Origin of the sequence: Spirillospora sp. NPDC000708 (assembly GCF_040299565.1) — a bacterium.
In the GTDB taxonomy this organism is placed as follows: domain Bacteria; phylum Actinomycetota; class Actinomycetes; order Streptosporangiales; family Streptosporangiaceae; genus Spirillospora.
In genome coordinates this window covers 1-21660 of sequence record NZ_JBEPCJ010000132.1, presented here as the reverse complement: position 1 = coordinate 21660, position 21660 = coordinate 1, and the positions used below count along the sequence as shown (strand labels likewise).

Genomic DNA, 21660 nt, shown 5'->3' with positions numbered 1-21660 from the left:
GCGCCGGGGTCCGGCGGCGGCCGGGGCGGCACGGGCGCACTCGCTGGCGAAGGCGTGCCAGGGCGCGCGGACGCCCGCGCTCGCCGCGACCGCGCTGCCGCCGCCGCTCACCCCGCGCGAACGGGAGATCGTCGCGCTGGCCGGCGCCGGGCTGACCAACCGGCAGATCGCCGAGCGGCTCGTCCTGTCGGTCCGCACCGTGGAGGGCCACCTGTACCGGGCCTCGGCCAAGCTCGGCGTCACGGGCCGCGCCGACCTGCCCGCGCTGCTGCGCCGCGAGCCGTGACGCCGCCGGAGGACGGGCGCTACGACGGGCCGCTCCCGCGGATGACCGCGGGCCCGTGGCCGTACCAGCGGCGGATGGCGCGCCGCAGGGCCCGGGAGTCGGTGAAACCGACCCGTGTCGCGATCGAGTCCACGCTCAGCGACGTCTCCCGCAGCAGCCGGTCCACCCGGCGCCGCCGGAGCCGCTCCAGCTCTTCCCGCCAGCTCGTGCCTTCCTTGTTCAGGCGGCGCTGGAGGGTCCGTGGACTCATGCCCAGCCGGCGGGCCACCTGGTCCAGCCCCGGAGGGCCGTCGGCGACCGCGGATTCCAGGACGGTGAGGAACCGGTCGAGCCAGCCCAGCCCGGCCCGGGCGGCCTCGGTGGACAGCCGCGCGTGCCGGTCCAGGATCGCGGCGAGCGCGGGGTCCGCCCGCGGCAGCGGGACGGCGATGTCGGCTTCGGCGAAGGTGACCGACGGGTGGTCGGCGTCGATGACGCGTTCGGTGTCGTACAGCTCGGCCGAACGCCCGGACGCGATGGACGCGAGGTCCGGGAGGCCGACGCGCAGCGGTGCGAGCCGCCGCCCGGCCGCCGAGCTCGCCACCATGAGCAGCATGTGCGGGACGAACTCCGCGATCAGCGGGTACTCGGGAAGGTCGCGGTAGGGGCCGCGCCAGCTGACCGTCAGCCCGCCGCCGTCGCGGGTGACGCGCAGTTCGTCGGGAGGGTCGGCGATGGCCGTGAAGTGGCGGGCGGCGGCGCGGGCCCCCTCCTCCAGGGTGCCGGAAACGGGGAAGAGGTAGTCCCATACGCCCAGCGCGCCCGGCTGCCACAGCTCCATGACCCGGTCGCCGCCGCGCGCGCCCCATGGGAGGCGGGACAGCATTTCCCAGATCCGCAGGATGGTCCCGGTGGGAATGCGGATTCCCTCGTCGTCCAGTACGGCGAGCCCGGGAAGTCCGGCGAGTCGCGATCGGTCCAGACCGGCCGCCATGCCCGCCCGCACCAGCAGGCGGGTCAGATGCGGCGAGACCGTGCCCTTCGCGACGTCGATCACCGGCCGGTCCGGTACTGCGCTGTTCGCCATGGGCGGCCTATCTCCCAGATAGGGACGATGTGGTTGAGACAAGACATACCGAGTGCGCAGGCGGGCCGCAACGGGGGGTGGCGCCTTCGACCCTCCAGATGGCGCCTTCGGCCCTCCTGGCGGCGTTCCCGGGCTCCCTACCTTCATTGTCCGAACGAGCCCGACGGGGCCGCACGGCAATCCGGAAGGGAACCGATGGAGAACACCCTGTTCGATTACAGCCCGATCGTCGAGCGCGAGCCGATCAGCTGGCCGGACGGCGCGCGGGTCGCCTTCTACGTGGGGCTGAACGTGGAGCACTTCACGATCGACCGGCCCTCCACCAGCATCAATGAGGCGACCGCCGCGCTGGTGCCCGACCCTTTGAACTACGGCTGGCGCGACTACGGGCCGCGCGTGGCGATCTGGCGCGTGATGGACGTCCTCGACCGGCACGGGATCCGGGCGAGCGTGCTGCTCAACGCCGACGTCTGCGAGCGGTACCCGCAGATCGTCCAGGCGGGCAACGCCCGCGGCTGGGCCTGGCTCGCCCACGGCAAGAACAACTCCACGCTCCAGGCCGACGTCGACGACGAGCGCGGCTACCTGACGGCCGTGGTGGAGACCATCGAGAGGGCCACCGGGCGGCGTCCGCGCGGCTGGCTGGGCCCCGCGCTGACGGAGACGTTCCGGACGCCGTCCCTGCTGGCCGAGCTCGGCCTGGACTACGTGCTGGACTGGACCAACGACGACCAGCCGTACCGGCTGAACGTCCCGGGCATGCTGAGCGTGCCGTACTCGCTCGAACTCAACGATCTGGGCATCTTCACGATGCACGGCATGAGCGGCGATGCGTTCGTCCGGATGGTCACCGACCAGTTCGACCAGCTGTACGCCGAGTCCGCCGACAGCGGGCGCGTCATGGCGCTGGCGCTGCACCCGTTCGTCATCGGCCAGGCGTTCCGCGCCAAGTACCTCGACCAGGCGCTGAAGTACATCGCCGGCCACCCGGGCGTGTGGTTGACGACGAGCGATGAGATCGCCGAGCACTACGCCGCCACGACCGCCTGACCGGGCGATGACCGGTGAAGCCCGTTCCGGAGAGGCCGTAGGCGGAGTTGTTGGCGATGCGGACGGCGTCGTCATCGTCGTCGTAGGGGATGACGGCGAGGACCGGCCCGAACACCTCTTCCTGCGCGATCTCGCTGTCGGGGTCCACACCGCTCAGCAAGGTCGGGGTGTAGCCCCGGATCGACTTTCTCGCCGCCGGTCACCAGCTTCGCGCCCTCCTTCACGGCGCGCCGCACCATCCCGTCCACCTTCTCCCGCTGCCGCTCGCTGATCAACGGCCCCATGTACGTCTTCGGATCGCGCGGGTCCCCGTAGGCGACCTTGCCGAGGTAGCGGGCGACGCGCTCGACGACCTCGTCGTGCCGGGCGCGCGGCACCAGCAGGCGGGAGTTCAGCGCGCAGGCCTGGCCCGCGTGCAGGCAGATGCCGAACGCGGCGTTCATGGAGGCGGCGCGGAGGTCGGCGTCGTCCAGCATGATCAGCGCGGACTTGCCGCCCAGTTCCAGCCGGACCCGCTTGATCGTGCCGCCGGCCGCGGAGAGGATGCCGCGGCCGATCGCCGACGAACCGGTGAAGCTGACGACGTCCACCTCCGAATGCGTGGTGAGCGCCGCGCCGACCTCGACCCGCGAGGAGGTGAGGACGTTGACCACGTCGGCCGGGATGTCGGTGTGCTCGGCGAGCAGCCGGCCCAGCGCCAGCGTCACCAGCGGCGTGTCCGGCGCGCCCTTCAGCACCACCGTGCAGCCCGCCGCCAGCGCGGGCGCCAGCTTCACCAGTGCCAGCTGGACGGGGAAGTTGTACGGGGTGATCGCGGCGACGACCCCGGCGGCCTCCTTCTCCACCCAGCGATGGTGCCGCTGCCCCTGGTACTCGGCGTGCCCGAGGTCCTCGGTCAGCGGATGGTCGCGCAGCAGGGCCGCGTGGTCGAGGTCCAGGGGTTCGTCGAGCTGGGCGCCGTGCGTCAGCATGCGCGGCGCGCCCGCCTCGGCGATGATCTCGTGCACCGCCGGCCTCAAGGTCGCGGCCCACTGCATGGGCGACGGCGCCATCCGCAACGCGATCGAGGCTGGCATCGCCTGCATCGAGCACGGCTCCCTCGCGAGCGACGCCACCTTCGACCCGATGGTCGAGCGCGGCACCTTCCTGGTGGCGACCACCTACCTCGCCGACGGGATGGACGTGTCCCGGGCCGCCCCCGAACCGCGGGCGAAGGCGGCCGAGGTGTTCCCCGGGTCCAGGGCGACGATCAGCAAGGCCATCGCCGAGGGCGTCAAGGTCGCCTGCGGCACCGACGCCCCCGCGATCCCGCACGGCAAGAACGCCAAGGAGCTGCTCGCGCTGGTCGAGCGCGGCATGGCGCCGCTCCAGGCGCTCCGCTCCGCGACCACGGTCGCCGCCGACCTCATCGACGCCGCCGACCGCGGCCGCCTGGAGGACGGCCTCGTCGCCGACGTCATCGCCGTCCCCGGCGACCCGCTCTCCGACATCGGCGTGATCGAGGACGTCCGGTTCGTCATGAAGGGCGGCAGGGTCTTCCGCCACGACGCCGAGGCGGGCTGAGCAGCCGCCCGGCCGGTCACGCGCGAGGTGGTTGCGAGCCGCCCGCGGTGATGACGGCGAAGCGCACGCCCGTCGGGTCGGTGAGAACCGAGAACCGGCCGAGGTCGGTGTCGGCCGGCGCCGACCTCATCCGGGCGCCGAGCTCCACGGCCCGGGCGGTGGCGGCGTCGCAGTCGGCGACCTCGAAGTACGGGGACCACTGCGGGTGGGGGCGGCGGGCCCGTCGCCGTCCGCGGCGACCGCGGTCGCGACGAGCCGGCCCCCGACCGTCCAGCGGGTGGCGAAACGACCGTCCGCCTCCGTCATCGACCAGCCGAAGACCCGCCGGTAGAAGTGCTCCTCCGCGCCGTCGCGGCAGGCCAGCTCGACGAAGCGGGCGGCCGAACGCTCGCCGATCGGGGCCTGCCCGTCGGAGCGCACCGGCTGCCAGACGCCGAACTCCGCACCCTGCGGATCCGCGAACTGCGCTATCCGCGCCAGGCCGTCGACCTGGGTGGGGTCCACGAGCAGCCGGCCGCCCGCCGCCTCGACGGTCCGCACGCACGCGTCGACGTCGTCGACCCTGAAAGTGCAGGTCCACGACGGCGACTGGGTGTCGTCGGCCAAGGCCGTGACCCCGGCGATCCCCTCGTCGGAGGAGGGCTCGGTGAAGATCTCGTAGTCGCCGAACTCGTCGAACGTCAGCGTGTAGGAACCCCAGCCGAACAGGCCGCGGTAAAACGCCTTCGAAGCCTGAAGGTCGGGGCTGCCCAGATCGATCCACGACTGCGTGCCGTGGACGTCCTGGCTCATGAGCGTTCGCACCGGGTCAGAGCGCACATGCCAGTCACGCTAGGCGCATCAGCGTCATGTGATCGAACAACCTTGCCTTCGGATCCACAAAGAATGCCCCGAGTCGACCTCACCGGGCTCGGGTCACCGGCCGGGCGTCCGGCGCCTCACTGGTCGGGCCGTCCCTCCACGCAGATCAGGGTCTGCTGGCCGGCCGCGACGAGCTTGCGCCGCTCGTCGCGGACCGCGAACACCTCCAGCCGGCACACCGTCAGCGTCCGTCCGGGCCTGAGGACCGTCCCCTCAGCCTCGATGCGCTCCCCCTCGGCGGGCGCCAGAAGGTTGATCTTGTACTCGACGGTCAGCACGGACGTCCCCTCGGGGAACAGCGTGAACGCCGCGTAGCCGCCGGCGGTGTCGGCGATGGCGCTGGTGGCTCCGGCGTGGAAGTACCCGTTCTGCTGGGTCACCTCGGGACGGGCGGGCAGGCTGATGCTCACGCGTCCCGGCCCGATATGGGTCAGGCGGGCGCCGAGATGCCCCATCAGTCCCTGGCGGTCGAAACTGGCCTGGATGCGCGCCCGAACCTCGGCGTCGGCCTGGTCCTGCTCCATCTGATCTTTCAACGTTCTCCTCGGCGGACATCACGAGCCGGCATTGGGGCCCCCGTATCGATCTTGGACGCTACAGCCCGTTCGACCCGGTTGGCCCCGCAAGCTCCCGGAGAGTCGTCGTATCGGTTCCGGCGGCGGACTGTCGGTGGCGGACTGTCGGACTGTCGGTGGCGGCTGCGTGGGTGGCCGGATGGCGACAGGGGGCGGTTCTCGGAGGAGGCGCCCGAACTTGGCCGCCTCGGTGCGGGCGCGGTTCGAGGCGGCGAAGCCCCATGTCCTCGCGACGGTGCGCAAGGACGGGAGTCGGCAAAGACCCATGTCTCCGCGACGGTGCGCAAGGACGGGAGGCAGCGAAGCCCCGTGCCCTCACGACGGTGCGCAAAGACGGTTCGCCGCGGGCGAGGGGTTCGAAGGTCGACTTCATGGGCGGGGACCTCTCATTCGGCTCGATGCCGCGCGCGGCGACCTCGCGCCGGGGCTGGTCTTGCCAGGGAGTCGCACCGGCGTCTGGGGTGCATGACCGTCGCCGTGGAGGGGTGGCGGTCAGGGCTGCATGTGCCAGTCGCCGGGGAGGGTGTCGCGCACGGCTCGGAGCGCTTCGGGGGTTCGCGTCCGGACCCAGATCCAGGCTCCGGCGTGGTCGCAGATCAGCGCGTCGCGGCCGTGGAACCAGCGGGCCGGCGGGCCTTCGGGGTCGGCCCACATTGGGTAGTCGGGAACGGCGAGGCGGGTGTAGCGGCGCTCGATGATGCCGGGATCGGCGTCGCCCGCCTCCCGGTTGTCGTGGTCGTCGCCGTCGGAGCCGAACAGGGCCTCGTACAGCACCATCTCGACGCAGGCGACGGAGAAGCGGTCGAGGAACGGCCGCCATGGTTCGGGCGCGGAGTAGGTGCCGTCGAGCTGGAAGATCACCGGCGGGTCCGGCAGGCGGAGGTCTTCGACGGGGACGCCCCACCGGGCCACGCCCTGGTTCTCCAGCCGCCAGACGAGGGCCCGGCCGGTGTCGTCGTAGTGCAGCTGGTCAGGGCGGAGGAGGCAGTCCTGGTTGCTGGTGAGGTCCTCGCGTCCGCCGAGCAGTGCGAGCGCTTCTTTCAGCGCCTCCGGCAACGGCGTCCCGAGCCGTTGCTCTGCGGCGGCCAGTTCGTCCCGGTACCGGCCGTCGTCGCCGGTGAGGGGGGTCGACCATGCGGCGGCGAACCCGCGCAGGAAGCGCCATGCCTGGGCGCGATCGCGGCAGGCGGCCGCCACCTCGCCGACGACGTCGAATCGCTCGGACATCCCGCCGACCCTAGAGCCTGCGCGGATACCCGGCGCCGGGAAGGCGGACACTCGACTTGACACCACCCTTACCAGTGGCGACGCTCTGCTTTTGGCGTCTCTACGTACCGTGACGATATGGCCAGTGCCGTCACACACCAGCAGGTCATCGACATCGCGACCCGGCTGTTCGGCGAGCTGGGATACGACGGGGTCTCCCTGAACCTGATCGCGGACGCCCTGGGCACCAGCTCCACGACGATCAACGAGGTCGCGGGCGACAAGCGCGCCGTCTACCTGGAGGTGACACGCCAGGCGTTCGAGAGCGAGCACCGCATGATGGAGGCCGTCGTGTCCCGCGCGGAGCCCGGGCAGCGGGCCCTGCACCAGATCGTCGACGCCTATCTGGACTTCCACCTGACGCATCCGCAGGTCCGCGCGCTGTGGGCGCATCGCTGGGTCGCGGACGCCGCGGACATCTCCGAACTCGAGGATCGGTACGCGCGCCCCTTGCTGACGATGGCCGCGCGCAAGATCCGCGATGTGGTGCCGCCGGACGTCAACGCCTATTACCTGCTCGGCACCATGGTCTGGTGCGTGCACGGCTATCTGGGATCGGGCGTGCTCGAGCGCTCCAAGGGGATGCGGAGCCCGGACGATCCCGAGGTCGTCGCCTCCTTCCGCGAGCATCTGCATGTGCTGATGGAGCGGCTGCTGATCCCGCAGGAGCTCGTCCCGCCGCGCAATTGGGGCTGAGCCGCGTCCTCTCGGCGTTCGCGGCCGGGGCGGCCGGTCTCGCCGCAGGGCTCCCCAAGGGCGATCCGGCGATATGGCGCTCACAGGGCCGCCAGGTCGATCGCGTTCGCTATGGCCTGGTAGCCGGCGTCGTTGGGGTGGAGACCGTCCATGAAGACGTAGCCGGGGCGGGGCATTTCCCGGTCGGCCGGGTCGGACATCGCACGGTCGGCGTCGATGACGGCGTCGTACTCATGGCTGGTGCGGATCCAATGGTTCAGCTCTTGGCGGAGCTGTTCCGCCTTCGGTGTCCACAGGGGAAACAGGGCGCCCTTCATCGGGAGAACCGTCATGCCGACGGCCTTGACGCCGTGGGTGTGGGCGGCGCGGATCAGGGCCCGGTGGCCGTCGATCAGCTGCCGCGCGGTCACCTGCGGGTTGGGGCGCACGCAGGGATCGTCCACCTGCGGTGCGCCGATGTCGTTCGCCCCCAGGTGGACGATCACGGTGCGGACGCCGGGGCGGCCGAGGACGTCCCGGGCGAACCGGGAGGTCCCCTTCTCGCCGCCGCAGGGCGAGCTGTTCAGGAGCTTGTTCGATCCGATGCCCGCGTTGACGACTCCGAGCGGGCGGCGGGAGGCGATGAGCCGTTCCTGGAGGTCGTCGGGGAACCGGGCGTCCGCTTCCTTGGTGGCTCCGACCCCGTCGACCAGGGAGTCCCCGAAGACGACCACCGAGCCGCGCGCCGGTGCGCCCGACACCTCGACGCCGGTGAGGTAGTACCAGGAGGACGTCGCCTCCTTGAAGGCGTCCGCGCCGACGTCGTTCAGGTGGCCGCCGGAAGCAAGGAACGAATCGGTCTGGGCGAAGCGGTGGAAGGTGGCGGGGCCGGTCGGAGCGGTGAGGCGCAGGGAGATCGCGAGGCGTTCTAGCGGTGACGTGGACAGCGCGATCGGGTCGCTGACGAGCTCCTTTCCGGGAGGGATCACCGCCGTCGCGGCATGGGAGAAGGTGACCGGGGTGATGGTCTTGGGCCACGCCACGGCGCGCCCGGCGGATCTGCCGGCGGTCGCGCCCGCGATCCGCAGCGGCTTCGTCCCGAAGGCGTTCGACAGCCGGACGCGGATCCGGGTGCCGCCGATCCCGACCCGCACGACCTGCCGCACGGTCTGGTCGGCGAACCCCCGCGTCGACCAGTTCGGCCCGGAGTCCTCGTTGCCCGCGACGGGTGCCTGCGCGGCCGCGCCCCAGCCGCTCGTCCACCGTGTGTTCGCCGCGGCGGCCTCGTTCGACCGTGCGGAGACCACGTGATGGGACGTCGGGGCGGCCGCGATGCCGGCGGCCGCCAACGCGGCGACGACCGGTACGGCCACAACGATCTTGACGAGCCGGGTTCCGGAGAGAGGAAGGTCCATGCCGTCGATCCCACCGGTCAGGGGCCTGCGCCCGCATCACGGCGAGCAACACTCTTTCGGGTATGGCTGCCCCTACCCGTGCGGACTCCGCGCTCGGCCGCCCGTTCGCGCCGCGAGCCCGGGAAGGCACCGGCCCGGCGGGGTTCGTCCACGCGACGCGCCGCCGGGGCCGCCGGCTCAGGTTCGGGCGTCGCTGGTGCTGAGGGAGAGCAGGACCATGGCGTCGTGGTCGGGGGTTCCCGGTTCGGCCTGGTAGACCGACATGCGCTGGCGGTCGGCGTCCAGGTGGAGGACCTCGAAGTCGAGGGTGAAGGTGCCGACGCGCGGGTGGTGGAAGGTCTTGCGGTCGCCGCGCCGGGCGTGGACGTCGTGCCGTTTCCACAGCGCGGCGAACTCGGGGTCCGCGCCGTTGAGCTCGTCTATGAGCGCGGTCAGAGCCGGGTCATCGGGGTCGGTGGCGGTCAGACTGCGCAGTTGCGCGGCGCTCGTGCTGGCCGCCTTGTCCCAGTCGGCGAGCAGGCTGCGGGCGGCGGGATGCAGGAAGACGTAGCGGATGGTGTTGCGGCGTTCCGGCGGCCACTCGTCCATTCCCGCGAACAGCGCGAGCCCTTCGGGATTGGCCGCGAGGATGTCGCTCGTCCGGCTGAGGGCGTAGGCGGGGCACGGACGGAGCTGCTCCAGCATCCGCAGCACCCCGGTGCGGACGACGGGACGTTCGGGAACCGGGGACCGGGCGGGCGGGACGCGTCCTGCGGCATGGTCGGCGAGCGCGAGCAGGTGCGCCTGCTCCTCGGTGTCCAGCCGCAGCGCGCGCGCCAGCGCGTCCAGGACGGCCGGGCTGGGGTTGGTCTCTTTCCCCTGTTCCAGGCGGATGTAGTAGTCGATGCTCACTCCGGCCAGCGCGGCGAGTTCCTCCCGGCGTAGGCCGGGGGTGCGGCGCAGGCCCGGGCCGGCGGGCAGGCCCACGTCCGTGGGGCGCAACCGGGCGCGGCGGGCGCGCAGGTAGTCGCCGAGCGCGCTGCTGGAGGGCACGCGCCCAGTGTGCCAGCCGCCCGTTCCGCGTGGGTGGCCGTGTCACTGCCAGGAACACCACCGCCTTCAACCGGGAGGCGCCCGGGAGCACCGTGGATCCGTCTTCGATGCTTCGAACTTCTCCCGAGGAGTCGCTCTGATGATCAGTACAGAGGTCGTCCCGCCCTCTGGCGGGGCGGAGCAGCGGCGGGTCTTCGGCGGGCGGTTCGTCACCGCGGTGTCGCTCGGCTCGGTGCTGAACCCGATCAACTCGTCCGTCATCGCCGTCGCGCTGGTGGCGATCGGGGAGGCGTTCGGTGCCGGCGCCGACCGGACCACCTGGCTCGTCTCGGCGCTGTACCTGGCCACCGCCGTAGGGCAGCCCACCATGGGCCGCCTGGCCGACCGGCTCGGCCCCCGCCGCGTCTACCTCGCCGGCACGGCCCTGGTCGGCGCGGGCGGGCTGCTCGGCTGCCTGGGCTGGTCGCTGCCCGCCCTGGTCGTCGCCCGCGTGGTCATAGGTCTGGGGACCTCGGCGGCCTACCCGGCCGCGATGGCGATGGTGCGCCGCCGGGCGGAGCGGCTGGACGGCGGCACCCCGGGCGGCGTGCTCAGCGCCCTGGCCATCGCCGGGCAGGTGAGCATGGCGGTGGGCCCGCCGCTGGGCGGGCTGCTGATCGCCGCCGGCGGCTGGCGGATGACGTTCCTGGTGAACGTCCCGCTCGCGGCCGCCGGCATGGCCGCCGCGCTGGCCTGGCTCCCCAAGGACGGCCCGCGCGACACCGGCGCCTCGCTGTGGCGCGCACTCGATCCGGCCGGCGTGCTGCTGTTCACCGCCGCTCTCACCGCGCTGCTGGTGTTCCTGATGGACCTGGGCGATCCCCGCTGGTGGCTGCTCGGCACGTCCCTCGCCTTACTGGCCGCGCTCACCGCCTGGGAACTGCGCGCTCGCGCGCCGTTCATCGATCTGCGGATGCTGGCGCACAATCGCGCGCTCACCACCACCTACGTCCGCTATGGCGTGACGATGCTGGTGACCTACTGCTTCGTCTACGGGTGGACGCTGTGGCTGGAGCAGGCCACCGGCCGCTCGGCGTCGGCCGCGGGGCTGCTGATGTTGCCGTCGTTCGTCGTGGCCACCGCCGTCTCCGCGTTCGCCGCCCGGCGCCGCGTCTGGCCGTCCCTGGTCGCCGGAGCGGCGGCGCTGAGCCTCGGCTGCGGCGGTCTGCTCCTCCTCGACCACCGGACCCCGCTGTGGGCGTTGCTGCTCGTCAGCGTCGTGTTCGGCGTGCAGAACGGCCTCAACATCGTCACCAACCAGGCCGCCATGTACGCCCAGGCGCCCGCCGAGCAGACCGGTGCGGCCGCCGGGCTCCTCCGCACGTTCATGTACCTGGGGGCGATCACGTCCGCCGGCATGATCGGCCTCGCCTACGGCCGCCGCGCCACCGACGCCGGGCTCCACCACCTCGCCGCCGTCCTGACGGTCGTCGCGCTGGCGCTCCTGGCCGTCACCGCCGTCGACCGCACCCTCGCCAAGAACGTCAAATGACCTCGCCAAACGGAAGGCGATCGATTCTCCCTGAAAGGAATCGCCCGCGAGTTCGGTGGTGTTTGCACGCGAATCCCGGCGGGCACGTCGAATTGGTCAGCGGCCTCCGGACGGGAAAGCGCCCGTCCCGGCGACACCGAGCGATGAGGAGGCGCCGATGACCGGCCTTGACCGGCAACTCGTCTTCGCGCTCAAAGACGTGCACGCGCTGGAGCAGCACGTGCAGGCGGTGCTGAGCGAGGCCCTGACGACGGTGGCGGACGAGCCGGAGCTGTGCCGTCCGCTCGGCCACTTCGCCGAGCGCGCCCACTTCTATAACAGGGCGATCGAGGAGAGATTGCACGCCCATGGCGCTTCCCCGTCCATCGTGAAGGACGCCGGAATGCTGTTCGCGTCGGTCGCGGAAGCGGCGTTCGGTCCGGGGCACCGCGCGGGTGCCGCGAAGTACCAGCGCGACGCCTACTCCGCCGTGCATCTGCAGATCGCGGCGGGCGAGCTGCTGCGGCGCCTGGCCGAACGCGCCGGGGACTTGGAGACCGCACGGGTCGCCGGTGGGATGTGCGACGACGGCCATGAGATAGCCGACCAGTTGGCCGGCAATTGGGATCTCGCCTTGGAGGTCGCCCTTCGCGGTCACGGTTTCGGCCGCCCTCGGCACCACGGAAGCGACCCGTGACGGCAAGGCCCCGGGCAATACCGGTACGCGTGCATCCGAGATGTCGTGGCAGGAAAGACGAACCAACCATTTCTTGCGCGTTCTTGACCACGATGTGGTCTTCATCGAGGAGCCGCCGCAATGCGCCGCCCGGAGGGGGCCGAAAGCCCACGTCGAGAGGCGCTCACCCGGGGTGAGCGCCTCTCGACGGTCTTCGCTTGTCGGGTCACTTGAGGATCGGGAGGCGCTCGACCAGGGGGATCTTGGCCCACCAGCGGCCCAGGCCGAGGGTGTCGCCGGCGCTGACCAGGGCCAGGCCGATGATCACGACCGCGTAGATCAGGTGGTCGTCCATGAACAGGTTGTTGGCCGGGGGCAGGACCGCCGACCACATCATGACCAGCAGCGCCGCGCCGCCCACCGCCGCGATCCGCATGCCGATCCCCAGGACCAGGGCGGCACCGACTCCGGCGAGCCCGATCATGAACAGCCAGTCGGCCCAGGCCGCGCCGGCGATGTCGTGGTAGAACCCGGCGAACGGGCCCTTCGGAGAGAACTTCAGGAACCCCTCGGTCGGGCTGCCGCCCTTGGTCCACGCCTTGGCGGCCGGGGTCTCATGCCCCAGCCCGAACAGCTTGTCCAGGAACGCCCACAGGAACACCCAGCCCAGGGCCAGCCGCGCGACCGCCCACACGTACCGGGCCGCAGGCGACTCGGTCAGCGGCTTGGGGGTCACCACCCGCACCAGCGCGTGGTGCCCGTGCCGGGTGCTCATCTTGTGCTCGGAGACCGCCATCGCGTCTCACCTTCCATCGCATCGCCTTTTCTCTATCCACCCCGAACTCAACACCTCGGCAAACACGCGCTGTAGGACCGTTCGGCGCATGATCGACGGGACCTAAGTCCCGCTTCCCGGCCGTTTCCACGGCCGCTGGATTTCTGTTCTCCGGCCATGGACCTTCGTGGCCGGCGGGACGTTCGTCCCGATGATCGCGGGACTTCCGGTGCCTGTGAGGCGGCCCTCTGGCGGGGTAGCGTGCGTGTCATCACCACTGACTCGAGGGAACGATCACTATGACGGGGTCGGACGACCAGAACGCGCGGGGCACGAGGACGATCCGAGTGTTCCTGCTGGACGACCACGAGGTCGTCCGCCGCGGGGTCGCCGCCCTGCTGTCCGCCGAGGACGACATCGAGATCGTCGGCGAGGCCGGAACCGCCGAACACGCCCTTGCGCGCATCCCCGCCGCCCGGCCCGACGTCGCCGTCCTGGACGTCCGCCTCCCCGACGGCGACGGCGTCGAGGTGTGCCGCGAGATCCGCTCGCAGATGCCGGAGCTGGCGTGCCTCATGCTCACCTCCTTCGACGACGAGGACGCCCTGTTCGAAGCCGTCATGGCCGGCGCCGCCGGCTACGTCCTCAAACAGATCCACGGCTCGGACCTGGTCGGCGCCGTCCGCACCGTCGCCTCCGGCCAATCCCTCCTGGACCCCCGCAGCACCGCCCGCATGCTCCAACGCATCCGCGCCCGCCAAGAAAAACAAGACCCCCTCAAAGACCTCACCGACCAAGAACGCCACATCCTCGAACTCATCGGCGAGGGACTCACCAACCGCCAGATCGGCGAACGCCTCTTCCTCGCCGAAAAAACCGTCAAGAACTACATCTCCAGTATCTTCACCAAACTCGGCATGAGCCGCCGCACCCAAGCCGCCGCCCTCGCAGCCCAACTCAAAGCCGACACCGACAAGAACCACCGCCACCACAGGTGAACGGCCGCGCCGCACCCCGGCCGGCGAGACGAAGAATGTCGGGCTCCGGTCCCTGTCCGGTCCCTGACACCCCGTGACGAGCCTCAGGTCCTGCCGGCGATGGAGCGCGGGTTCCGGATCCGCAAGCCCAGCTGGACCTTCCACATCGCCTCGGCCAGAGCGTGGAACTGGTAGAGCAGGCGGCGCAGTACGGGGAGATCACCGGCGTCCGCGGTCGCGGCGGCGTGCTCGGCGACGATCGTCAGGCGGTTGACGCGGCAGGCGAGGAAGTGCGCGAGGGCTTCGCGCCGGACGCTGCCCGAGAACGCGTCGAGCAGGACCGCCTCGGCGGCGTCCAGTTCGCTGAGCACTTCGGTGGTGGCGGCGCGGACGTCGGTTCCGGTGCCCTTGCCGTTCCGGGCGAGGAGCTTCAACCGGGCGAGGGCGGGCAGGCAGCGGCGATGACGTTCTCGTAGGACGTCCTCAAGGGTGGTCGTATCCACGGCGGTGGCGCTCATGCCTCCACGATCCCGGCGACGGGCCGAGCCCCAGTAGGGCGGGAGGTCCCGGTCCGCGCGACGAAGGTCCCGAAGTTCGCGGCCGATCGGGCGCCGGCGCGGCGTCGCCGAAGCCCCCCGACGGAGCGGTCTCGACTCACCTGCACCGCACCCTGAAGACCGGCGACGAGCTTCTGGTCGGGGCACCGTTCGGCGACGTCGTCCTGGACGACGGCTCCGACCCCCTGGTCCTGGTCAGCGGCGGAATCGGGATCACGCCGATCGCCGCGATGCTGGACCATCTCGCCGCGACGCACCCGGAACGCCGAGTCATCGCCCTCCACGCCGACCGCTCCCCCGCCGCGCGCCTACCTGTGCGGCCCCATCGCGTTCATGCGGGACGTCCGGCACGGCCTGCTGCAGGCCGGTGTGAGCGACGAGCGCATCCACTACGAGGTCTTCGGGCCCGACCTGTGGCAGCAGAACGACTGACGAGACGAGCACGACGGCGGCCACCGCCCCTCCTTGAGATCGCCGGCCCCGGCGCACCATGATCTACTTGGCCGGGCACGTCGAGACGGGAGGCCGCCATGGGCAAGGCGTCGGGCAAGGTCAAGCGGCTGCCCCGCGACGTCTACGAGCGGGAGCTGGCTCGGCTCCAGACGGAGCTGGTGACGCTGCAGGAGTGGGTGCGTGCCGAGGGCGCCCGCGTCGTCGTGGTGTTCGAGGGGCGGGACGCGGCCGGCAAGGGCAGCACGATCAAGCGGGTCACCGAGTACCTCAACCCGCGCGTGGCCCGGATCGTGGCGCTGCCCGCGCCGACCGACCGCGAGCGCACCCAGTGGTACTTCCAGCGCTACGTCGAGCACCTGCCCGCCGCCGGCGAGATCGTGCTGTTCGACCGGTCCTGGTACAACCGGGCGGGCGTCGAGCGGGTCATGGGCTTCTGCACCCAGCAGGAGTACACGCGCTTCCTCCACCAGTGCCCGATCTTCGAGCGGCTGCTCGTCGAGGACGGCGTCCTGCTGCGCAAGTACTGGTTCTCGGTCAGCGACGCCGAGCAGGAGCGGCGCTTCCGCAGCCGGCTGGAGGACCCGATGCGGCGATGGAAGCTGTCCGCCATGGACCTGGAGTCGATCACCAGGTGGGAGGACTACTCGCGCGCCAAGGACGAGATGTTCGTCCACACCGACATCCCCGAGGCGCCGTGGTACGTCGTGGAGAGCGAGGACAAGCGGCGGGCGCGGATCAACATGATCGCCCACCTGCTGTCGACGATCCCCTACCACGAGGTGGAACGCCCGCCTCTGGAACTGCCCCCGCGTCCCGCCCCGAAGGGCTACGAGCGGTCGCCGCGGGAGATGCAGACGCAGGTCCCCGACCACTCCGCGACCTTGGGCACCGGCCGCTGACCGCTGGTCGTACCGGCCGCTGACCGCTGGTCGCACGGCGGAGCAGGCGCTTCCCAGCGTCAGATGAGCGCCGAGCCGTTGTCGCCGGGGTGCAGCCCGAGGGCCATGGCCGCGTCGTGCGAGGCGACACCGTTCTCGCCCGGTATGCGACGTCCGGAGAGCATCTCCGGACGCAGCCGGACGAACTGGTCGCGCTGCCCCGGCGCCCAGGCGCGCAGGTCGAGCCTCTCCAGCGCGGCGATCTCGCCGGGCGCGGAGACGCGGCGCGCCGGGCCGATCGCGACCACCGACCAGCCGGTCCGCGCGCCGGCGTCGAACGCGTCGATCTCGAAGGCGACGATGGCGCCGCTCGCAGCGGTGGCCAGCCGGGAGGTCCGCGACGTCCGGAACACGACGTCGTCGCCGTCCAGGACGTAGTTGACCGGTTGGATCGCCGGCAGGGCGTTGTGGGTGAAGACGATCCGGCCGACCTCGGCGTGCCGCAGCAAATCCCGGCACTCGTCGGGACCGAGGATCTCCAGACCACTGCGATCGAGTTGCATTCCTCCACCATGCTCGGCCCGCGCGGGCCCGGTCAGGGCCTAAGGTCCCGACTCATGGACGCTCATGGCGCGCCGGGCGGCGATCGCCGCCGGGCAGGCCCGACCAGGGGTCCTCGCGCCGCCAAACGGTGGGAAAGTGCAGCGGGACGCCCTGCTCGGCGGCCAGCGGGCCGATGATCCGCATCGTGGCGTCGAGGTCGTCGCCGAGACGGGGCAGGGCGCGCAGCGGCTTGTCGAGCGGCCGGAAGAAGTCGTCCCAGTGGACGAGGACGACCCTGCGCGCCCCCACAGCCTCGACCGTCTCCTTCCAGTAGGCCCGGACGTACTCCTCGTCCTGGAGGCCGAGCTGGCCGACGCCGAGGTAGGCGACATCGGCGGATCGTCCTTCCAGGGCTCCCGGGACGAAGCCCGCGCTCCCCTGGACGAGGGCGGTACGGCCGCCGGCGTGCCGCAGGAGCAGGGACCACGCGTCGCCGCACCGGTAGGCCGACGCCCTGACGGGCGGGGCGACGGGGCCCGTGATCGAGCCGGGGTACCGGTCGGGCGGGCAGTGCCTGGATTCGACCAGGGTGAGGGTGAAGGCCCCGCAGGTGATCGGTTCGCCGGGCGCGGCCCGGACGATCTCGTCGTCGGGGAGGCCGCCGCCGCGTCCGACGTGGGCGGCGGACGGGCCGCCGACCAGCCGCGCCCCGGTGCGGGCGGCGACCACCGCCGAGTCCATGGCGTGGTCGAAGTGGGTGTGCACGGGCACGACCGCGTCGAGCGCGGCCACGCCGGCCCGCGTGAGGGCGGCGTCGATGCGGCGGCGGTCCGGGGCGATGCGCCGCAGCCCCACCGCCGCCGGCGACGGGCGGGAGAAGAACCCGTCGGTCATGACGGCGGAGGCCCCGTCCGCGAAGAGGAGGGTGGAGACCCCCAGGAAGGTGACCGAGAGACCCTCGCCGGCTCCCGGCACGTCGAACCGGTCGGCGTAGCGGGAGATGTCGGGGCGACCGAACCGCGGCTTCATGGGGTGACCCTAACGGCTGGCCGGGGTCGAGCCGGGACAGTGATCTGACGGGCTTTCAGTTCGGGTTCCCCGGCACTAATCTGACGGCTAGTCAGAAACGGGCGGCCCTCGGCCGCCCGTCCGGTCGGCTCGCGGAGGCAAGATCCCGATGGAAGCTCACACCCCGCCCGGCGCGCCGCTCGCCGGGATCCGGATCGTCGAGGCGTCGATGCTCGGGCCCGGCGCCGCCACCACCCACCTGGCCGACCTCGGCGCCGACGTGATCAAGGTCGAGCCGCCGCGCGGCGACTACCTCCGCGAGACGACCTGGCCGCTCGTCTCAGGGGTGTCGCTGATGCACCTGCACATCAGTCGCGGCAAGCGCAGCATCGTGCTCGACCTGCGCACCGCCGAGGGCCGGGAGGTGTTCCTCGACCTCGCCAGGGGCGCGGACGTCGTCGTGGAGGCGATGCGGCCGGGCGGCCTGGAACGCCGGGGCGTCGGGCCCAAAGAGCTCGCGCAGGTCAACCCGCGGCTGGTGTTCTGCGGCATCTCCGGGTACGGCGAGACCGGCCCGTACCGCGACCTGCCGAGCCACGGCGTCGCCTTCGACACCTGGGCCGGGCTCGTCCGCCCGGAACCGACCGCGGACGGCCACTGGGCGATCCCCGAGCACCCCTCGACGGGCATCAACGCCGGGCCGCTGTTCGCCGCCCTCGGCATCCTCGCCGCGGTCATCCGGGCACGGGCCGCGGGCACCGGGGGCCGCCTGGAGGTCGCCCAGTCGGACGCGGCCGCGTCGATGGACTGGCTGCGCAGCGAGACCTGGCGGGCCTACGAGCGGCCCGAGAGCGAGGTCACCGGCAACAGCGCCGACGGGTTCCGGCGCCGCGAGCCGGGGACGGCCGGCATGCGCGACGGCGTGCGGTACCAGTTCTACGCCACGGCGGACGGCCACATCCTGCTCATGGCCTCCGAACGGGAGCTCTGGCGCAACTTCTGCACCGCCGTCGGCCGCCCCGACCTGTTCGAGCGGCACCCCGGCTCGCGCTACGCCGACCACGCCGTCGGCGACACCGTGCTGCGCGACGAGCTGACGAAGATCTTCGCCGGTCGCGGCAGCGCCGAGTGGATCGCGTTCGGCGGCGAGCACAACGTGCCGATCGCGCCGGTGAACACGCCCCGGACGCTGGCCGACGACCCGCAGTTCCAGGAGCGCCTGCCCTGGTTGCCGGCCGAGCGGCTCGGCACCGACCAGCTGCCGAGCCCGATCAGGTTCGTCGGCGAGGAGCGCCGGATCCCGGCCCGCGCGCCCGCCCTGGGCGAGCACACGGAGGAGATCCTGCGCGAGGTGCTCGGCTACGGTCCGCCGGCGATCGCGCGGCTGCGCGAGTCGGGCGCGCTGGGCTCGCCGGACGGGGCGGAGAAGGCGGAGGGGGCGGGCGGCGCAGGGCCGGGTCCCGCCGGGCCGGGTTCCGGCGCGGAGGGCGGCTGACCGCGCCGGGAGACGGCCGATGTTGCCTATTGCACAAATCTGACGCCCCATCATATTGTCGCTTCCACTGCGTCCTTGGAGGTGAGACCATGGAACTCGCCCGAAACAGAACGAGTTCTACGATCCCCCGGCACGATTCGGAGCCACCACCCGCCGCCATCCACGCGACCGGGGTCGAGCGCCGGTTCCGCCGCGGCCGCGCGGACGTGCACGCTCTGGGGCCGGTCGACCTCGACATCGCGGCGGGCGAGTTCTGCTGCGTGGTGGGGCCGTCCGGTTGCGGCAAGTCGACGTTCCTGCGGCTGGTCGCCGGGCTGCTGCGGCCGAGCGCCGGACGCCTGGAGATCCGCGCCACCGCCCGGCACCCGGCCGCGATGATCTTCCAGGACTACGGCATCTACCCCTGGAAGACCGTCCTCGGCAACGTCCGCTTCGGGCTGGACGTCCAGGGCGTCCCGCGCAAGGAGGCGACCCGGCGGGCCCGCGACTGGCTCTCCCGGATGGGGCTGACGGACTTCGCCGACGCCTACCCCGCCTCGCTGTCGGGCGGCATGCGGCAGCGGGTGTCGATCGCCCGCGCGCTCGCCGTCGAGCCGGAGATCCTGCTGATGGACGAGCCGTTCGCGGCTCTCGACGCCCAGCTGCGCACCATCCTGCAGGAGGAGCTGCTGGCGATCTGCGAGGCGGACCGGCGCACCGTGCTGTTCATCACGCACAGCCTGGAGGAGGCCATCGTCCTCGGTGACCGGGTGCTGGTGATGAGCGCCCGTCCCGGCCGCGTCCTTGCCGAGCGCACGCCCCCGTTCGGCCGCCCGCGCAGCGGGGACGTCCGGCACTCCCCCGAGTGCGCCGAACTGAAGGCCGAGCTGTGGGACCTGCTGCGGGGCGAGATCGAACCGGCCGGAGGTGGCGGAGAATGACCGAACAGCGAACCCTGCGGCCGGCCGCGGCCGAGGAGCGGATCATCGTGCGCGAGCCGGGACCCGCCGAGCGGTCCCCGGCGGCCGCCGCGACCCGCCGGCGCACGCTGGAGCTCGGGCTGGCGATCGCCGTCCCGGTCGTCCTCGTCGGGCTGTGGCAGCTCGCCGCGGACCGCGGCTGGATCGACGCGCGGCTGTACCCCTCGCCGTCCACCATCGTCGCCAACGGGTGGGACCTCGCCGTGGACGGCAGGCTCTGGCCGGACGTCTGGGCGACGAGCCGCCGGGTCGTCCTCGGCTTCCTGCTCGGCACCGGCGTCGGCGTGCTGCTCGGCCTGGTGATGGGCACCTCGCGGACGGTGCGCGCCGCGCTGGAGCCCCTGCTCGACGCGCTGTACGTGGTGCCGAAGCTGGCGCTGCTGCCGATCTTCCTCAACATGTTCGGCCTCGGCGAGGGGCCGCAGCTCGCGCTGGTCGCCACCACCGTCTTCTTCTTCGTGTGGATCTCCACGATGTCGGCGTTCCTGGCCGTCCCGGAGGGCTACCGCGAGGCGGGCGAGGTCTTCGGGGCGGGCCGGTGGCAGATGTTCCGGCACGTGCTGCTGCCCGGCGCGCTGCCCCAGATCATGGTCGGCGCCCGGATCGCGGCGGGCGTGTCCGTCCTGGTCATCGTGGCCTCGGAGTTCGTCGCCGCGACCGACGGGCTGGGCTACCTCATCTTCAATTCGCGGGCGCTGTTCCAGAACGACGTGATGTACGTCGGCATCGTCTGCGTCGCGGTGCTCGGCGTGATCTTCTCCGAGATCATCCGCTTCCTCGGCCGGCGGCTGACCCCCTGGGCGCCCGGTGACCGTGACCGCGTCCGTACCTGACCAGGCGCTTCGGCACCGGAGGACACCATGAGACTTCCCCTGTTCGTTCCCATCGTCGCCGCGGTGACGCTCGCCGCCGGCGCGTGCGGCGCGAAGGGCGCCGCCGACTCCGGCGCCCCGCGCAAGGCGCGCCCGATCACTCCGGTGGCGGGCTGCGACGCGGCGGCTTGGAGCGATCCAGCCGACCTGGCGCCCGACCGCGCCCCGGCCCGCTGCAAGCCCGGCGCGCCCGCGCCCCGGCCGCTGGCGAAGAAGACCAGGATCACGATCTCGGCCAGCACCGGATCGGCCGAGTTCGTGGCCCCGCTGCGGCTCGGCATCGCCAAGGGCGAGTTCGCCAAGGAGAACCTGGAGGTGGAGTTCAAGCAGCTCGGGGTCGCCGACTCGATCCCGCTGCTGGCCAAGGGCGACCTCGACGCGATGTGGTCCGCGCCCGAGGCGGCGTTCTTCAACGGCCTCCAGCAGAGGTTCGAACTGCGCTGGGTGCTCGGCAACTACTCCTCCAGCCCGCAGTCCAAGTCCGGGCTCTGGGCCCGCGCGCCGAAGGGCGCCGCGCCCGCCGCCGTCAGGCTCGGCGACGCGCGGGTCGGCACGCTCATCGGCAAGGGCAGCGTGATCACCTATCCGATGAGCCAGGTCCTCGGCCGGCACGGCACCAGCCTCAAGAAGGTCCGCTTCACCAGCCTCACCGGGCCCGCCGACACGGTGACCGCGCTGAAGAACGGCGGCGTCGACGCGGCGTGGATGGTCGACCCGGTCTGGAAGGAGGTGGACGGCAGGCCCGGGTTCCAGTTCCTCGGCGGCCAGCCCCTCGGCGAGCCGCTCGGCGGCCTGATCTACGGGCCGGGGATGCTGCGCAAGAACGCGGACGCGGGCGTCGCGTTCGTCCGCGCCCTGATCCGGATCGTGAACACCTACTTCACCGGGGACTACAAGAAGAACGCCGCGTTCGTCGGGGAGCTGGCGTCGAGCCTCGGCCTCAAGCCGGAGGCGCTCACCGCCGTCCCGGCCCCGGTCTGGGACTGGGAGATCCGCAAGGGCACGACCGACCGGTTGCAGAAGGCGTACGTCGAGGGCGGCGCACTCGGGAAGACGGTGCCCGAGTCCGAGGCCGTCGACCGCACCTTCTATGAGGAGGCCGTGGGCCACAAACCCTGACCCGGGCACGGACGGAGCGGCCCCGGAACCGGCAGGACGGTTCCGGGGC

22 protein-coding genes and 3 pseudogenes are annotated in these 21660 nt (G+C 72.0%); 12 read left to right on the top strand and 13 right to left on the bottom strand.

Translation table 11 applies throughout. The features are described 5' to 3' along the window. On the top strand, positions 1-286 hold a 286-nt coding region (locus tag ABT299_RS48390; RefSeq protein WP_500254952.1), incomplete at its 5' end, for a helix-turn-helix domain-containing protein. Between the two features lie 19 nt (positions 287-305). Here the strand turns inward: ABT299_RS48390 and ABT299_RS48385 are convergent. Beyond that, on the bottom strand, positions 306-1352 hold the full coding sequence (locus ABT299_RS48385; RefSeq protein ID WP_500254951.1) for a helix-turn-helix transcriptional regulator: 1047 nt from the start codon (positions 1350-1352) through the stop codon (positions 306-308). A gap of 195 nt (positions 1353-1547) precedes the next feature. On the opposite strand from ABT299_RS48385, the gene ABT299_RS48380 reads away from it, so the two are divergent. After that, entirely contained in the window at positions 1548-2402 is an 855-nt protein-coding gene (locus ABT299_RS48380; protein WP_500254950.1) for a polysaccharide deacetylase family protein, read from the top strand. Between the two features lie 70 nt (positions 2403-2472). Here the strand turns inward: ABT299_RS48380 and ABT299_RS48375 are convergent. Together ABT299_RS48375 and ABT299_RS48370 are read right to left on the bottom strand one after the other, a co-directional pair. Continuing rightward, positions 2473-2517, bottom strand: a pseudogene (locus ABT299_RS48375) (hypothetical protein); the annotation flags it as partial. 73 nt (positions 2518-2590) lie between these two features. After that, positions 2591-3373, bottom strand: a pseudogene (locus tag ABT299_RS48370) (aldehyde dehydrogenase family protein); the annotation flags it as partial. Positions 3374-3395: 22 nt separating this feature from the next. Here ABT299_RS48370 and ABT299_RS48365 point away from each other — a divergent pair. Beyond that, the gene (locus tag ABT299_RS48365) at positions 3396-3965 is read left to right on the top strand and encodes an amidohydrolase family protein (protein WP_500254949.1); all 570 of its coding nucleotides are present in this window, start codon (positions 3396-3398) and stop codon (positions 3963-3965) included. A gap of 16 nt (positions 3966-3981) precedes the next feature. Here the strand turns inward: ABT299_RS48365 and ABT299_RS48360 are convergent, their stop codons facing one another. The 4 genes and pseudogenes from ABT299_RS48360 to ABT299_RS48345 all read right to left on the bottom strand — a co-directional run bounded on the left by ABT299_RS48360 (position 3982) and on the right by ABT299_RS48345 (position 6628). Further along, the gene (locus ABT299_RS48360) at positions 3982-4509 is read right to left on the bottom strand and encodes a VOC family protein (RefSeq protein WP_500254953.1); all 528 of its coding nucleotides are present in this window, start codon (positions 4507-4509) and stop codon (positions 3982-3984) included. Next, a pseudogene (locus ABT299_RS48355) lies at positions 4407-4757 on the bottom strand (VOC family protein); the annotation flags it as partial. The pseudogene ABT299_RS48355 and the gene ABT299_RS48360, both read right to left, overlap by 103 nt. Positions 4758-4903: 146 nt before the next feature. Further along, positions 4904-5362, bottom strand: a complete 459-nt coding sequence (locus ABT299_RS48350) for a PaaI family thioesterase (protein ID WP_206700214.1) — start codon at positions 5360-5362, stop codon at positions 4904-4906. A gap of 531 nt (positions 5363-5893) precedes the next feature. Further along, positions 5894-6628 carry a hypothetical protein gene (locus ABT299_RS48345; RefSeq protein ID WP_500254948.1) on the bottom strand — a complete coding sequence of 245 codons (735 nt, stop codon included), beginning with the start codon at positions 6626-6628 and terminating at the stop codon, positions 5894-5896. Between the two features lie 117 nt (positions 6629-6745). Between ABT299_RS48345 and ABT299_RS48340 the strand changes: the two genes are divergently transcribed. After that, complete coding sequence (locus tag ABT299_RS48340) at positions 6746-7363, top strand: TetR/AcrR family transcriptional regulator (RefSeq protein ID WP_500254947.1); 618 nt, start codon at positions 6746-6748, stop codon at positions 7361-7363. A gap of 80 nt (positions 7364-7443) precedes the next feature. Here ABT299_RS48340 and ABT299_RS48335 read toward each other — a convergent pair whose 3' ends face one another. Together ABT299_RS48335 and ABT299_RS48330 are read right to left on the bottom strand one after the other, a co-directional pair. Further along, positions 7444-8757: an SGNH/GDSL hydrolase family protein gene (locus ABT299_RS48335; RefSeq protein WP_500254946.1), complete on the bottom strand. Its 1314-nt coding sequence runs from the start codon at positions 8755-8757 to the stop codon at positions 7444-7446. 177 nt (positions 8758-8934) lie between these two features. After that, on the bottom strand, positions 8935-9789 hold the full coding sequence (locus ABT299_RS48330) for a helix-turn-helix domain-containing protein (RefSeq protein ID WP_500254945.1): 855 nt from the start codon (positions 9787-9789) through the stop codon (positions 8935-8937). A gap of 139 nt (positions 9790-9928) precedes the next feature. On the opposite strand from ABT299_RS48330, the gene ABT299_RS48325 reads away from it, so the two are divergent. Both ABT299_RS48325 and ABT299_RS48320 read left to right on the top strand, forming a co-directional pair. Next, a complete protein-coding gene (locus tag ABT299_RS48325) occupies positions 9929-11320 on the top strand; it encodes an MFS transporter (RefSeq protein ID WP_500254944.1) in 1392 nt (463 codons plus the stop codon). A gap of 157 nt (positions 11321-11477) precedes the next feature. Further along, positions 11478-11996 carry a DUF892 family protein gene (locus ABT299_RS48320; protein ID WP_387031558.1) on the top strand — a complete coding sequence of 173 codons (519 nt, stop codon included), beginning with the start codon at positions 11478-11480 and terminating at the stop codon, positions 11994-11996. 205 nt (positions 11997-12201) lie between these two features. On the opposite strand, the gene ABT299_RS48315 is transcribed toward ABT299_RS48320, so the two are convergent. After that, a complete protein-coding gene (locus tag ABT299_RS48315) occupies positions 12202-12771 on the bottom strand; it encodes a DoxX family membrane protein (protein WP_500254943.1) in 570 nt (189 codons plus the stop codon). Between the two features lie 278 nt (positions 12772-13049). Here ABT299_RS48315 and ABT299_RS48310 point away from each other — a divergent pair, with 278 nt between their 5' ends. Then, complete coding sequence (locus ABT299_RS48310) at positions 13050-13748, top strand: response regulator transcription factor (protein WP_387031559.1); 699 nt, start codon at positions 13050-13052, stop codon at positions 13746-13748. Positions 13749-13831: 83 nt separating this feature from the next. Here ABT299_RS48310 and ABT299_RS48305 read toward each other — a convergent pair whose 3' ends face one another. After that, a complete protein-coding gene (locus ABT299_RS48305; protein ID WP_500254942.1) occupies positions 13832-14245 on the bottom strand; it encodes a hypothetical protein in 414 nt (137 codons plus the stop codon). A 569-nt stretch (positions 14246-14814) separates the two neighbouring features. Here ABT299_RS48305 and ppk2 point away from each other — a divergent pair. Beyond that, positions 14815-15636 carry a polyphosphate kinase 2 gene (ppk2, locus tag ABT299_RS48300; protein ID WP_190864095.1) on the top strand — a complete coding sequence of 274 codons (822 nt, stop codon included), beginning with the start codon at positions 14815-14817 and terminating at the stop codon, positions 15634-15636. A 59-nt stretch (positions 15637-15695) separates the two neighbouring features. Here ppk2 and ABT299_RS48295 read toward each other — a convergent pair whose 3' ends face one another. Both ABT299_RS48295 and ABT299_RS48290 read right to left on the bottom strand, forming a co-directional pair. Beyond that, positions 15696-16178 (bottom strand): pyridoxamine 5'-phosphate oxidase family protein, encoded by a 483-nt coding sequence (locus tag ABT299_RS48295; protein WP_500254941.1) that lies wholly within the window; start codon positions 16176-16178, stop codon positions 15696-15698. 52 nt (positions 16179-16230) lie between these two features. Further along, positions 16231-17187, bottom strand: a complete 957-nt coding sequence (locus ABT299_RS48290) for an MBL fold metallo-hydrolase (RefSeq protein ID WP_500254940.1) — start codon at positions 17185-17187, stop codon at positions 16231-16233. Between the two features lie 148 nt (positions 17188-17335). Here ABT299_RS48290 and ABT299_RS48285 point away from each other — a divergent pair, with 148 nt between their 5' ends. From ABT299_RS48285 to ABT299_RS48270, 4 genes are all read left to right on the top strand, one after another. Further along, on the top strand, positions 17336-18661 hold the full coding sequence (locus ABT299_RS48285; RefSeq protein ID WP_500254939.1) for a CaiB/BaiF CoA transferase family protein: 1326 nt from the start codon (positions 17336-17338) through the stop codon (positions 18659-18661). Positions 18662-18750: 89 nt separating this feature from the next. Continuing rightward, complete coding sequence (locus tag ABT299_RS48280) at positions 18751-19581, top strand: ABC transporter ATP-binding protein (RefSeq protein ID WP_190864087.1); 831 nt, start codon at positions 18751-18753, stop codon at positions 19579-19581. After that, complete coding sequence (locus ABT299_RS48275) at positions 19578-20453, top strand: ABC transporter permease (RefSeq protein WP_500254938.1); 876 nt, start codon at positions 19578-19580, stop codon at positions 20451-20453. The genes ABT299_RS48280 and ABT299_RS48275 overlap by 4 nt, the downstream gene beginning before the upstream one ends. Positions 20454-20480: 27 nt before the next feature. Further along, the gene (locus tag ABT299_RS48270) at positions 20481-21611 is read left to right on the top strand and encodes an ABC transporter substrate-binding protein (RefSeq protein ID WP_500254937.1); all 1131 of its coding nucleotides are present in this window, start codon (positions 20481-20483) and stop codon (positions 21609-21611) included. The last annotated feature ends 49 nt before the right edge of the window (positions 21612-21660 follow it).

What these genes read in the sequence shown, in the direction of transcription:
- ABT299_RS48270 (WP_500254937.1), top strand. Translation starts at nt 20,481, where the DNA reads ATGAGACTTCCCCTGTTCGTTCCCATCGTCGCCGCGGTGACGCTCGCC.
- ABT299_RS48365 (WP_500254949.1), top strand. Translation starts at nt 3,396, where the DNA reads ATGATCTCGTGCACCGCCGGCCTCAAGGTCGCGGCCCACTGCATGGGC.
- ABT299_RS48385 (WP_500254951.1), bottom strand. Translation starts at nt 1,352, where the DNA reads ATGGCGAACAGCGCAGTACCGGACCGGCCGGTGATCGACGTCGCGAAG.
- ABT299_RS48285 (WP_500254939.1), top strand. Translation starts at nt 17,336, where the DNA reads ATGGAAGCTCACACCCCGCCCGGCGCGCCGCTCGCCGGGATCCGGATC.
- ABT299_RS48380 (WP_500254950.1), top strand. Translation starts at nt 1,548, where the DNA reads ATGGAGAACACCCTGTTCGATTACAGCCCGATCGTCGAGCGCGAGCCG.
- ABT299_RS48275 (WP_500254938.1), top strand. Translation starts at nt 19,578, where the DNA reads ATGACCGAACAGCGAACCCTGCGGCCGGCCGCGGCCGAGGAGCGGATC.
- ABT299_RS48310 (WP_387031559.1), top strand. Translation starts at nt 13,050, where the DNA reads ATGACGGGGTCGGACGACCAGAACGCGCGGGGCACGAGGACGATCCGA.
- ABT299_RS48335 (WP_500254946.1), bottom strand. Translation starts at nt 8,757, where the DNA reads ATGGACCTTCCTCTCTCCGGAACCCGGCTCGTCAAGATCGTTGTGGCC.
- ABT299_RS48345 (WP_500254948.1), bottom strand. Translation starts at nt 6,628, where the DNA reads ATGTCCGAGCGATTCGACGTCGTCGGCGAGGTGGCGGCCGCCTGCCGC.
- ABT299_RS48320 (WP_387031558.1), top strand. Translation starts at nt 11,478, where the DNA reads ATGACCGGCCTTGACCGGCAACTCGTCTTCGCGCTCAAAGACGTGCAC.
- ABT299_RS48290 (WP_500254940.1), bottom strand. Translation starts at nt 17,187, where the DNA reads ATGAAGCCGCGGTTCGGTCGCCCCGACATCTCCCGCTACGCCGACCGG.
- ABT299_RS48305 (WP_500254942.1), bottom strand. Translation starts at nt 14,245, where the DNA reads ATGAGCGCCACCGCCGTGGATACGACCACCCTTGAGGACGTCCTACGA.
- ABT299_RS48315 (WP_500254943.1), bottom strand. Translation starts at nt 12,771, where the DNA reads ATGGCGGTCTCCGAGCACAAGATGAGCACCCGGCACGGGCACCACGCG.
- ABT299_RS48280 (WP_190864087.1), top strand. Translation starts at nt 18,751, where the DNA reads ATGGAACTCGCCCGAAACAGAACGAGTTCTACGATCCCCCGGCACGAT.
- ppk2 (WP_190864095.1), top strand. Translation starts at nt 14,815, where the DNA reads ATGGGCAAGGCGTCGGGCAAGGTCAAGCGGCTGCCCCGCGACGTCTAC.
- ABT299_RS48340 (WP_500254947.1), top strand. Translation starts at nt 6,746, where the DNA reads ATGGCCAGTGCCGTCACACACCAGCAGGTCATCGACATCGCGACCCGG.
- ABT299_RS48325 (WP_500254944.1), top strand. Translation starts at nt 9,929, where the DNA reads ATGATCAGTACAGAGGTCGTCCCGCCCTCTGGCGGGGCGGAGCAGCGG.
- ABT299_RS48295 (WP_500254941.1), bottom strand. Translation starts at nt 16,178, where the DNA reads ATGCAACTCGATCGCAGTGGTCTGGAGATCCTCGGTCCCGACGAGTGC.